Source organism: Sphingobium salicis subsp. salicis (assembly GCF_049472635.1).
In the GTDB taxonomy this organism is placed as follows: Bacteria; Pseudomonadota; Alphaproteobacteria; order Sphingomonadales; family Sphingomonadaceae; genus Sphingobium; species Sphingobium yanoikuyae_A.
On record NZ_JAYRCS010000002.1, the window covers coordinates 493,629 to 504,260 of the forward strand.

The following is a 10,632-nucleotide window of genomic DNA, read 5'->3' on the forward strand; positions in this document are numbered from 1 at the left end:
TTCACAGCCGTTCGATCAACATGGCGCCGCCCTGGCCGCCGCCGATACATTCGGTGGCGATGCCGCGCCTCAGCCCGAGCCGCTCCATCGCTTGAACGAGATGCAGCGCGATCCGCGTGCCACTCGTGCCCACCGGGTGCCCCAGGGAAATCGCGCCGCCATCGACATTGAGGCGCGAGGGGTCGATGCGCCCGGCTACCCCCTCAAGGCCCAATATGGTACGACAGAAGTCCTCGTCCTCCCATGCCGCAAGACATGCCAGCACCTGCGCAGCGAAGGCTTCATTCAATTCCCACAGATCGATGTCCGCCAATGCATGACCATTGCGTTTGAGGAGTGCCGTTGAGGCGAGCACTGGGCCTAGGCCCATGATGGCGGGATCAATCGCCGACCACTGGCTGTCGATGATCCGCGCGCGGGGCATAAGGCCATGGCGCTCGACGGCCTCTTGCGAGGCGAGGATGGTCCAGCAGGCGCCGTCGCTGATCTGCGAACTATTGCCCGCAGTGACCTTCCCATAAGGGCGCTCGAAAACGGGCTTCAGCGTCGCGAGCTTCTCTGTGCTGCTGTCGGGCCGCACGCCATCATCCTGGGAATATACGGTCCCATCCCTGGCAAAAGCGGGAACAAGTTCGCCCTCCAGCCATCCCTCCGCTTGCGCCCGGGCAAGACGCTTGTGGCTTTCGACCGCATAGGCGTCCGCGTTCGCCCGCGAGATTGAAAAGAGGTGCGCCAATATTTCCGCGGTCTGACCCATGCCAAGATCGGTGATGGGATCAGTGAGGCCGCGTTCCAATCCGATGATGGGCTTGAGGAAGTCGGGGCGAAATCCGCTGGCCGCTTTGAGCGAGGCCAGGGGGCTGTTCTTGTCGCCCTGCATCGCGGCGAACCATTGGACGGCATCCTGCCGAAACACGAGGGGCGCGTGACTGAGCGCTTCGGCACCGCCGGCCAGGATGAGGTCGCTGCCGCCATCGGCGATATAGCGGTAGGCGGTGTCCATCGACTGCATGCCTGAACCGCAATTGATCTGAACGGTAAAGGCGGTCGTCTGCGTCCCGCAGCCCAGACGCAGCGCGGCGACACGCGCCGGATTGGCTTCATCGGCGATGACGTTGACGCACCCCAATATGACCTGATCGAAATCGGTGGGGGCAAATTTCTGCCTCAGCAGGAGCGAGCGCCCACATTGCACTGCCAGGTCAACAGGCGTGAACGGACCGGGGCCGCCGCGCGCTTTGAGAAAGGGCGTGCGGGCGCCATCGACAATATAGACCGGCCGGCTCATTCGGCGGCCTGCGCCAGGTCCGATGCAGCAGAATTGCGCGGCAGCTCCTCGGGTGCAAAATCATCCACGGCGATGACGTCCGCGACCGCGCGATCGGCTTCTTCAAGCTGCGCCAGCTCTGCGCTCGACAGCAGGCCGCGCTCGTGCGCCTTGGCCCAATCCTTGATCCGCGCCTTGCGCAGCCGGTCGTGGATCGGCTGGGTATCGACCATCAGGCGGAAGGCTTCGGTCAGGCGGGCGACGGGTTCTTCCGGGCCGCCGATGAAGACATTGTCGATCAGCCGTTCGCGCGCCGGGCAGGGTTCCAGGATGATCTGCGCGCACTGGCGGATGGTCCGGTCCGTCGGGCCATGACGACGCCGGCCAAAGGGGAGGATGAACAGGCGCAGCATCCAGCCGACGGGCCGCGCGGGGAAATTCTCGATGATCTCGACGAACCTTTGTTCGATCGTGGCAAAGCCGCTGTCCATGCACCAGGCGAGCAGGGGAAGGTCATCATCCTGTCGCCCTTCATCCTCCCAGCGCTTGAGGGCGCCGGAAAGAAGATAGAGTTCCGACAGTATGTCGCCCAGCCGGGCAGAGAGGAGTTCCCGCCGCTTGAGCTCGCCGCCCAGGGTCAGGAAGGCAATGTCGGATATGAAGGCAAAGGCCGCGGCATAGCGGCTCATCTGGCGATAATAGCGGGTCGCGCGCCCGGCCTTGGGCGCTGGCGCAAACAGGCCGCCGGTCCAGTTGCGGGCGAAGGCCCGGATCGCGGTCTTGAGCGCGTGGCCGACATGCTTCCACAGCACATCGTCGAACTGCGCCAGCGCCCGTCCGCGATTGGCATCGGCGACCGCGCGGATTTCCTGGAGCAGATAGGGATGGGAGCGGATCGCGCCCTGGCCGAACACCATCAGGCTGCGGGTGAGGATATTGGCGCCTTCGACCGTGATCCCGACCGGGATCGCGCGATACTGGTTGCCGAGGTAATTATTGGGCCCGTCGATCACGCCCTTGCCGCCATGCACGTCCATCGCGTCGTTGATGACGGTCCGCATGCGTTCGGTCGCGTGGAGCTTGAGGATTGAGGAAATGACGGCGGGGTGGTTGCCCTGGTCAAGACCCGCGCAGGTCAGGCGGCGCGCGCCATCGAGCAGATAGGCATTGGCCGCGATCCGCGCCAGCCGCTCCTGTATCCCCTCGAACTTGCCGATCGGCAGGTTGAACTGGGAGCGGACCCGCGCATAGGCGCCGGTCGTATGGGCAGCAAAAGCGCCGGCGGCTGCAGACAGGGAGGGCAGGGAAATGCCCCGGCCGGCCGCCAGGGCGCTCATCAGCATTTTCCAGCCCTGTCCGACGCGATCAGGGCCGCCGATGATGTTGTCGAGCGGGATGAACACGTCATGGCCCTCATTGGGGCCGTTCTGGAAACTCTGCATCGAGGGAATGTGCCTGCGCCCGATCGACACGCCGGGCAGGTCGGTGGGGACCAGCGCGACCGTGATGCCGATTTCTTCCTGCCCGCCCAGCAGATGGTCGGGATCGCGAAGCTTGAAGGCGAGGCCCAGCAGCGTCGCGACCGGACCCAGGGTAATATAGCGCTTGCGCCAGTTGAGGCGGATGCCCACCACCTCCTCGCCGTCCCACTGACCTTTGCAGATGACGCCTTCGTCGACCATCGCGGCGGCATCGGAGCCGGCTTCCGGGCTGGTCAGGCCAAAGGCGGGAATTTCGCGTCCGTCCGCCAGCCGCGGCAGCCAGTAGCGCTGCTGTTCCTTGGTTCCAAAGCGCAGGATGAGTTCACCCGGTCCCAGGCTGTTGGGGACCATCGCAGTGACCGCCGCAGATACGGATCGGGTGGCGATCTTGCGGACAATCTCGCTATGGGCGAAATTGGAGAAGCCAAGGCCGCCATATTCCTCGGGAATGATGATGCCGAAGAATTTTTCCTGCTTGAGATAGTCCCAGGCTTCCTGCGACAGGTCGTGCGTTTCCCAGGTCATGCGCCAGTCGTCGATCATGCCGCACAGCTGTTCGACAGGGCCATCCATGAATGCCTGTTCTGCGGCGGTCAGCCTGGCGGGCGGCACGGCAAGAAGCTGATCCCAATCCGGATTGCCGGTAAAGAGGGCCGCGTCCCACCAGCTGTTGCCCGCCTCGATCGCTTCGCTCTCCGTAGCGGAAAGGGCGGGCAGGGCTGCCTCGACGAGGGAGAAGATCGGGCGGGTGAGGATTTCACGGCGGGCGTTGGCAAGCATCATCTCTGTCCTTTTTGCTTGCCCCATGAACGCGGAAGACCCCGCACATGATCCGTCGCGACAGGAAGCCTCGCCTGAAAATCGGCCGCAAAATGTCCTTCGAACCAACAGCGGGTGCGGCGGCATGCGCGATGAAGCGCTCCATGGAAAGGACGGGCCGTTGCCCGATTGATGGCCGCTCGCAATGATCAGGGCAGTTTGTCGCCAATCCACCTTGCCAGTGCGTCCATCGCGATGGATTTGCTGGCGGGTGTCATGTCGGTTATGTCAATTTGGCGCCGACATTGTTTGCGAACTGTTGTCGCTATTGACCTCGTCTGCGCCGGTCTGGTCGGCCCTGAAATAGCCGATCGCAACCACGATGAGCAGAACCGCGATGACCAGCGCAAGGCTTGTGACCAATATCGACCGGGTCACGGTCGTTCGCGATCCGCTGCGCGCCTCGACTTTCGAGAGATGGGTTACCGTTTCGCCATCTTCCTGTCGTTTCTCCATTTTCTCTCTCCTTGCTCTTTGCCTCATGTCAGCGACGGGTTGGGGCTATCCTCCAGACGCTGTTGGACAGGTCATCGGCGACCAGCAGCGCGCCATGGACCGGATCATAGCTTACGCCCACCGGACGTCCGCGCGCATGTCCATCCTTGATGAACCCGGTCAGGAAGTCCTGGGGTTTGCCGGCGGGGCGACCATTGGCGAAGGGGATGAAGACCACCTTGTAGCCGGCCAGATCCTGCCTGTTCCAGCTGCCATGCTGCCCGACGAAGGCGCCCTGCGCATAGGCGGGGCCAAGACCGGCGCCGGTTGCAAAGCTGATGCCGAGTGCCGCGACATGGGATCCCAGGGCATAATCTGGCCGGATCGCGCGTCGCACCATATCGGGCTGCTGCGGACGCACCCGCGGATCGACATTCTGTCCCCAATAGCTGTAGGGCCAGCCATAAAAGGCCCCGGGACGAACCGAAGTCATATAATCGGGCACCAGTTGCGGTCCGAGCTCATCGCGTTCGTTCACCACGGCCCAGAGCCGGCGCGTCTGCGGCTCAACGGCAAGTGCTGTCGGATTGCGGATGCCCGAGGCATAGGTGCGATGCATGCCGGACTGGCGATCGACCTCCCAGATGACGGCGCGATCTTCCTCCACCGCCATGCCGCGTTCGCCGACATTGCTGTTGGAGCCGATACCGACATAGAGTTTCGATCCGTCCGGGCCAGCTGCCAGCGACTTGGTCCAGTGATGATTGATGCGCGAGGGCAATCTGGTCACTTCGACGCCCGGTATGGTGATGCGCGTCTCGCCCTCGCGATAGGGAAAGCGCAGCAGCGCGTCCTGTGTCGCGACATAGAGCTGGCCCTCGACCAGGGCGAGGCCATAGGGCGCATTCAATCCGGTGATGAGCGCACTGCGCAATTCGGCGCGGCCATCGCCATCGGCATCGCGCAGCAGGGTGACGCGATTGCCACCCTTGACCGAGGTCTTCCCCATGGCCTTGATCTGGGTCGCGATGACATCCTTGGGCCTCAGGGCAGGGGCCGAACCGCCCGACCCTTCCGCCACCAGGATGTCGCCATTGGGCAGCACCAGCATCTGGCGGGGAATGGCGAGCCCGGTGGCAAAGGCCGTCACGCTAAAGCCGGCCGGCGCCGACGGCTTCTCATTCCCCCAGCCAGCGGGCGTCGCGATTTTCATCGGCGGCAGCAATGTCTGGCGCTGATCGGGCAGGTCCGGCTGCGCACCGGTCTGGTCAAGGCCAGGCTGGCTGCGCCCGCAGGCGGCAAGGGCCAGGAGACTGGCGCCCAGGATGAGGGCACGCACGGTCATGGCCGAACCTCCCGATAGCCGGCAAAGGCCGTCCAGCCCGCGGCAAGGGCAGCCAGGCTGCTGAGGAGGGAGAGGATGAGGCCGATGGTCCCGACTGAACTCCAGCCGTCGCGGCTATGCTGGAAGGCGTTGATGAGCCCGCAGGCCCACATCAGCGCCAACAGCAGCAGATAAAGGCCATGCTGCCGACGTGCCGACCCTTTGGCGCGCGCCAGTGCGATCAAGGCCCATAGCAGTACTAGGCCGCCGCCGATCAGCGCGCCGGTGATCAGCCAGGCCGAAAAATTGCTCCACTGGATTTCCGCGCTGTTGAGATAGGTGATGTCCGACAGCAGGGCAGCGGGAAAAAGGGCGACCGGCCAAGCGAGCAGCAGGCCGTGAAGCGGATGGAGCAAGGGCCGGGTGCGCGGCGGGGCGCTGGGCAAAACATGTCTCCTTGTCGAAGAATGATCCCTCGCCAATGCGCCGGATGGCTTTTGGTTTCGCCGACACCGGCAATTCATCCACTTGTTACGAAACAGAAATGTTTGAACCTGATGCCGCTTCGCGTGTTGGCACGAAAGACGCTGCACACCGGATGCGGCGCGAAAGGGGTGACGCGGGCGCAATGCGCAATCCATGGCTCTGGACCATTATGTTGCTCGGCCTTGGCGCCTGCAATGCGCAGCAGTCGGCCCTCCATGTCTTCGGCGCCGAAGCGCGGCAGGTGCGCGAGATGGCGATCCTGTTGACCATCGGTGCGGCGATCATCGTGATGGTCATGGTCCTCATCTATGTTCGCGCGCTTCGCGCTCCGGAAGGGGCGCTCAGCCATCATGGCGGCATGCGGATCATCTTGTGGCTGGGCGCCATCGGCCCGGCCTTGATCCTTGGCGCGCTGCTTCTCTACGCTTTGCCTGCCATGCGCCCGCGCGACACGGCGCCTGGCGACCTCACCATTCGGGTCGAGGGCGAGCAATTCTGGTGGCGGGTCGCCTATGGGGCATCACGCGCAGGGCCTGGACTTGTTTCTGCCAATGAGATCCGCCTTCCCGTGGGGCGGACGGTGATCCTTGAACTCGGCGCGCAGGACGTGATCCACAGTTTCTGGATCCCCGGTCTTGCCGGCAAGATGGACATGATCCCCGGACGGACCAACAGGCTGGTCGTGCGCGCCGAAAAGGCCGGCCGCTTCCGGGGCGTTTGCGCCGAGTTTTGCGGCCTGTCGCACGCGCTGATGGCCTTCGACGTGATTGCCATGAACCCAGCGGATTTCGACGCATGGCTGGCGGACGCGCGCGGGGCCGGCACGGGCCTGGTTTCATCGAGGGGTCAGTCCCTCTTCGATGCGCATGGCTGCGGCGCCTGCCATGCCATCCGGGGAACCGCGCATCATGCGGCAATCGGGCCTGACCTTAGCCGTTTCGGGCAAAGGCGGACGCTGGGGGCAGGGATATTGCCACCGACCACCGCCAATATCGCGGCCTTCATCCGTGCGCCCCAGATCGCAAAGCCAGGCGCGCGCATGCCCGCCTATCCCCAGCTGTCCGAGCAGGAGGCCATTGCCATTGCTCATTATCTCGAGGGGCTGAAATGAGCCTCCACGATCAGGATGACCCGGCGCTCCGCGCGGCGCAGGAAGAAAGGTTGCGCGCGGTGTGGGCACCGCCCAGGGGGATCTTCCTGCGCTGGACCGACTGCAACAATAATCGCGTCGGCGTCTGGTATGTGCTGACCGCCTTCGGCTTCATGCTCTTTGCCGGCATGCTCGCGCTCATCATGCGCACCCAGCTTGCCGTGCCCGACAATGATCTGGTCGGGCCTGGCACCTTCAACCAGCTCTTCACCCTGCACGGCTCGATGATGATGTTTCTCTTCGCCGTGCCGATGTTCGAGGCGGTGTCGATCATCCTGCTGCCGCAATTGCTGGGCGCGCGCGACCTGCCTTTTCCCCGCCTGTCGGCCTTTGGCTACTGGTCCTTCCTGATCGGCGGGCTGTTCGTTGGGGGATCTATCTTCTTCAATGCCGCCCCTGACGGCGGCTGGTTCATGTATCCACCGCTGACCACCCGGACCGACCTGTCGGGGCTCGGAGCCGATATCTGGATGCTCGGTCTTTCCTTCATCGAGGTGTCGTCGGTCGCCGCCGCCGTCGAACTGATCGTCGGCGTGCTCAAATGTCGACCGCCGGGCATGCGGCTCAATCTCATGCCGCTATATGCCTGGTACATACTGGTCGTGGCGGTGATGATCCTCTTTGCCTTTCCGCCGCTCATCGCCGGCGACATATTGTTCGAAATGGAGAGGCTGCTGAACTGGCCCTTCTTCGATGCGCGCCGGGGCGGGGATCCGCTCCTGTGGCAGCATCTGTTCTGGATCTTCGGTCATCCCGAGGTCTACATCATATTCCTGCCCTCGATCGCGTTGTTCGCGATGCTGGTGCCGACCTTCGCCAACCGCCATCTCCTGGGCTATCCGTGGATCGTGCTGGCGGCCGTGGGTACTGCTTTCCTGTCCTTCGGCCTGTGGGTCCACCACATGTTCACCACCGGGCTGCCGAAGATCAGCCTGGCGTTTTTCTCGGCCGCCTCCGAAGCCGTGGCCATTCCGACCGGCGTCCAGATCTTCGTGTTCATAGCAACGCTGTGGGCGGGGCGGGTCACTTGGTCGACGCCCCTTCTCTATGCGACCGGTAGCCTCGCCATTTTCGTGATCGGTGGTCTTACCGGCGTGATGGTGGCGGTGGCACCGTTCGACTGGCAGGCGCATGACAGCTATTTCGTCGTCGCCCATCTCCATTATGTGCTGATCGGTGGTACGCTGATGCCGCTTTTTGCCGGCCTCTATTATTATTGGCCGCTGGTGACGGGCAAGAAGCTGTCCGACCGGCTTGGCCGGATCGCTTTCTGGATGCTGTTTGTCGGTGCCAACCTGACCTTCTTCCCGATGCATCTTTCCGGGTTGATGGGCATGCCGCGCCGCGTCTTCACCTATCCGGCCGAGCTGGGGCTGGGCGGGCTCAATATGGCGTCCACCCTGGGGGCCTGGCTGTTTGCCGCGGGGGTGGCGGTGATATGCGTCGATCTTAGCCTCTCGCCGCGCCGTGTTCGGACCGTCCGCAATCCCTGGAATGCGGGCACGCTGGAGTGGCTCGCCCATCCCGAGGACGAGGACTGGGGCATAAGGTCGGTGCCATTGATCGAGAGCCGCTACCCGATCTGGGACCAGACAGATTTCGTGCGCAAGGTGGATGAGGGCCGCTTCTTCCTGCCCGATGCAGAGGAAGGGCGACGCGAGACGATCGTCACGAGCGTCCTTGATGCCCGGCCACTGGCAGTGATCCGCCTGGGAACCCCGAGCATCAAGCCCATGCTGACGGCGGTCGCGCTCGGCGGGGTCTTTATCCTCACCACCTATCATCTCTATTGGGCTGCGCTCGTCAGTGGCATCGCCACACTCGCTCTCGCCCTGTGGTGGCTATGGACCGGGACGGCTGAAATTCCGGAAAAGCCCAGCAAACCGATCGGACACGGCCTTGAACTGCCGCTATATCTGTCCGGGCCATCGGCGCCAGGCTGGTGGGCGATGTTCATCACGATGATGGCCGATGCGACGGCTTTTTCCGGGCTCGTCTTTGGCTATTTCTTCTTCTGGACCCGCCATGCCGATTTCCCGCCGGTCGCTCTGGCGGACGGACCCGGCTTGGCCTGGCCGATGATTGCGCTCTTCCTGGGCATCGCAAGCTGGCTGCTGACGCTAGGCGCGCGCGAGGTGCATGCCCGCAAGTATGTGGGCATGGCCCGGCTTTTCCTCCTGGTCGCGCTGGTGCTCAGCCTTGCCGGAATTGGGGCGGGTCTGGCCGGACCATGGACCCATGGCATGGACCCGCAGGCGCACAGCTATCCTGCAATCGTGTGGACCCTCGCGATCTGGGCCACGGCCCATGCGGGCGTTGCCGCCATCATGCAGGGCTATGCACTGGCGCGCAGTCTCGCCGGGCGCATGGACCCGGTGCATGACGCGGACCTGCGCAACGTCACCGTCTACATGCATTTCTATGCGCTAACCGCGATCGTCACCTATGCGACGATCGGCCTGTTCCCGCAGATCACATGAGCGAGCGAGGCAAATGGCATGAGCGGCTCAAGGTCACGCTCTGGACGCTCATCATTCCACCAGCTATCTGGGCGGGGCATTTCCTCGCCTCCTATCTCTGGGCGGCCATTTCCTGTGCCAAGGCCGGGCGCTTTGCCAGTTTTCCGCTGCTGTTCGTCATCGGCACGATGCTTGCGCTGCTGATGATCGGGCTTTCGGGATGGATCGCCTGGGCGCAGGCACGCCTGCCGGGCAATCCGCCGCCCCATGAGGACTCGACCCGGATCGACCGGCTCCGTTTCCTGGCCAAGTCGACCTTGCTCCTGGCAGGGCTGAGCTTCGTCGGGGTGCTGTTCACGGCGCTTCCGGTCATCTTCCTGCGGGACTGCCGATGAAACGTGCCGCACTTGCCGCCGGCCTCGCGCTGGTACCGATCGGCTGGCTCCTGGCTGGCGTTCCGCTTGGCATGACTGGCCATATGGCAGGCCATATGATTGCCGTGGCGATTGCAGCGCCTTTTCTTGCCATTGGCCTGTCGCAAGGGCGGCTTGATCCTGCGCGTCTCTGGCCCGGCCTTATAACCCCTATGGCGATGATGCTGGTGGAACTTGTCACGGTCTGGCTCTGGCACCTGCCGGCCCTTCGCGCGGCGACAATGACGTCCTTGCCAGTGCTGGGGCTCGAGCAGGTCAGTTTCCTTGGCGTAGGTCTGCTGCTCTGGTCATCGGTGCTCCGCGCCGATCATCGGGCCGCTGGCATCGGTGCCTTGCTGCTGACATCGATGCACATGACGTTGCTTGGTGTCCTGATCGGCCTGGCGCCAAGACCTCTCTACGCGGCCGCGGATCATCATCATCTGGCCGGCATCGACCCGCTGATCGACCAGCAACTGGCTGGTGTCCTCATGCTGCTGGTCGGCGGGGCCAGCTATTTCATCGGTGGTCTTGTCCTGTTGGCGAGCCTCCTTCGCCAGAGGGGGGCGGCATGACCATTCGCATCAGCTTGAAGCGCGCAATTGTCGCGTTGCTCGGACTTGGGATTCTCGGCATGCTGATCGCCTGGTCCGGGGCCATGCAGATTTCCGCTTCGTCGGGCCATTGGCGTATTACCGACTGGTTCCTTCACTGGACGATGCGCAATTCCGTGCGGACTTATGCCTGGCTGGACGCACCGCCCGACCCGCTCGACGATGAGGGCCTGGTCAGTGCAGC

The 10,632-nt window shown here is 63.8% G+C and carries 9 protein-coding genes and 1 pseudogene; 5 read left to right on the forward strand and 5 right to left on the reverse strand.

From position 1 onward, the window contains the following. Position 1 precedes the first annotated feature (1 nt). The 5 genes from VHN57_RS26835 to VHN57_RS26855 all read right to left on the reverse strand — a co-directional run bounded on the left by VHN57_RS26835 (position 2) and on the right by VHN57_RS26855 (position 5,772). Entirely contained in the window at positions 2-1,288 is a 1,287-nt protein-coding gene (locus VHN57_RS26835; RefSeq protein ID WP_423286513.1) for an acetyl-CoA C-acetyltransferase, read from the reverse strand. Further along, positions 1,285-3,531, reverse strand: a complete 2,247-nt coding sequence (locus VHN57_RS26840; protein ID WP_423286515.1) for an acyl-CoA dehydrogenase — start codon at positions 3,529-3,531, stop codon at positions 1,285-1,287. Before VHN57_RS26840 ends, VHN57_RS26835 begins: the two co-directional genes overlap by 4 nt. A gap of 264 nt (positions 3,532-3,795) precedes the next feature. Next, positions 3,796-4,023 (reverse strand): hypothetical protein, encoded by a 228-nt coding sequence (locus VHN57_RS26845; protein WP_017503822.1) that lies wholly within the window; start codon positions 4,021-4,023, stop codon positions 3,796-3,798. 28 nt (positions 4,024-4,051) lie between these two features. Next, on the reverse strand, positions 4,052-5,347 hold the full coding sequence (locus VHN57_RS26850) for a PQQ-dependent sugar dehydrogenase (RefSeq protein WP_423286518.1): 1,296 nt from the start codon (positions 5,345-5,347) through the stop codon (positions 4,052-4,054). After that, complete coding sequence (locus tag VHN57_RS26855) at positions 5,344-5,772, reverse strand: DUF2231 domain-containing protein (RefSeq protein ID WP_069339012.1); 429 nt, start codon at positions 5,770-5,772, stop codon at positions 5,344-5,346. The genes VHN57_RS26850 and VHN57_RS26855 overlap by 4 nt, the downstream gene beginning before the upstream one ends. A 182-nt stretch (positions 5,773-5,954) precedes the next feature. On the opposite strand from VHN57_RS26855, the gene VHN57_RS26860 reads away from it, so the two are divergent. The 5 genes and pseudogenes from VHN57_RS26860 to VHN57_RS26880 form a co-directional block, all read left to right on the forward strand. After that, entirely contained in the window at positions 5,955-6,923 is a 969-nt protein-coding gene (locus VHN57_RS26860) for a cytochrome c oxidase subunit II (protein WP_423286520.1), read from the forward strand. Further along, positions 6,920-9,442 (forward strand): cbb3-type cytochrome c oxidase subunit I, encoded by a 2,523-nt coding sequence (locus VHN57_RS26865; protein WP_423286522.1) that lies wholly within the window; start codon positions 6,920-6,922, stop codon positions 9,440-9,442. Before VHN57_RS26860 ends, VHN57_RS26865 begins: the two co-directional genes overlap by 4 nt. Continuing rightward, complete coding sequence (locus tag VHN57_RS26870; protein WP_125990379.1) at positions 9,439-9,816, forward strand: hypothetical protein; 378 nt, start codon at positions 9,439-9,441, stop codon at positions 9,814-9,816. Before VHN57_RS26865 ends, VHN57_RS26870 begins: the two co-directional genes overlap by 4 nt. Then, positions 9,813-10,409 carry a cytochrome c oxidase assembly protein gene (locus VHN57_RS26875; RefSeq protein WP_423286524.1) on the forward strand — a complete coding sequence of 199 codons (597 nt, stop codon included), beginning with the start codon at positions 9,813-9,815 and terminating at the stop codon, positions 10,407-10,409. Before VHN57_RS26870 ends, VHN57_RS26875 begins: the two co-directional genes overlap by 4 nt. Next, positions 10,406-10,632 (forward strand): annotated as a pseudogene (locus tag VHN57_RS26880) (c-type cytochrome); the annotation flags it as partial. The gene VHN57_RS26875 and the pseudogene VHN57_RS26880, both read left to right, overlap by 4 nt.

What these genes read in the sequence shown, in the direction of transcription:
- VHN57_RS26835 (WP_423286513.1), bottom strand. Translation starts at nt 1,288, where the DNA reads ATGAGCCGGCCGGTCTATATTGTCGATGGCGCCCGCACGCCCTTTCTC.
- VHN57_RS26870 (WP_125990379.1), top strand. Translation starts at nt 9,439, where the DNA reads ATGAGCGAGCGAGGCAAATGGCATGAGCGGCTCAAGGTCACGCTCTGG.
- VHN57_RS26860 (WP_423286520.1), top strand. Translation starts at nt 5,955, where the DNA reads ATGCGCAATCCATGGCTCTGGACCATTATGTTGCTCGGCCTTGGCGCC.
- VHN57_RS26840 (WP_423286515.1), bottom strand. Translation starts at nt 3,531, where the DNA reads ATGATGCTTGCCAACGCCCGCCGTGAAATCCTCACCCGCCCGATCTTC.
- VHN57_RS26845 (WP_017503822.1), bottom strand. Translation starts at nt 4,023, where the DNA reads ATGGAGAAACGACAGGAAGATGGCGAAACGGTAACCCATCTCTCGAAA.
- VHN57_RS26875 (WP_423286524.1), top strand. Translation starts at nt 9,813, where the DNA reads ATGAAACGTGCCGCACTTGCCGCCGGCCTCGCGCTGGTACCGATCGGC.
- VHN57_RS26865 (WP_423286522.1), top strand. Translation starts at nt 6,920, where the DNA reads ATGAGCCTCCACGATCAGGATGACCCGGCGCTCCGCGCGGCGCAGGAA.
- VHN57_RS26850 (WP_423286518.1), bottom strand. Translation starts at nt 5,347, where the DNA reads ATGACCGTGCGTGCCCTCATCCTGGGCGCCAGTCTCCTGGCCCTTGCC.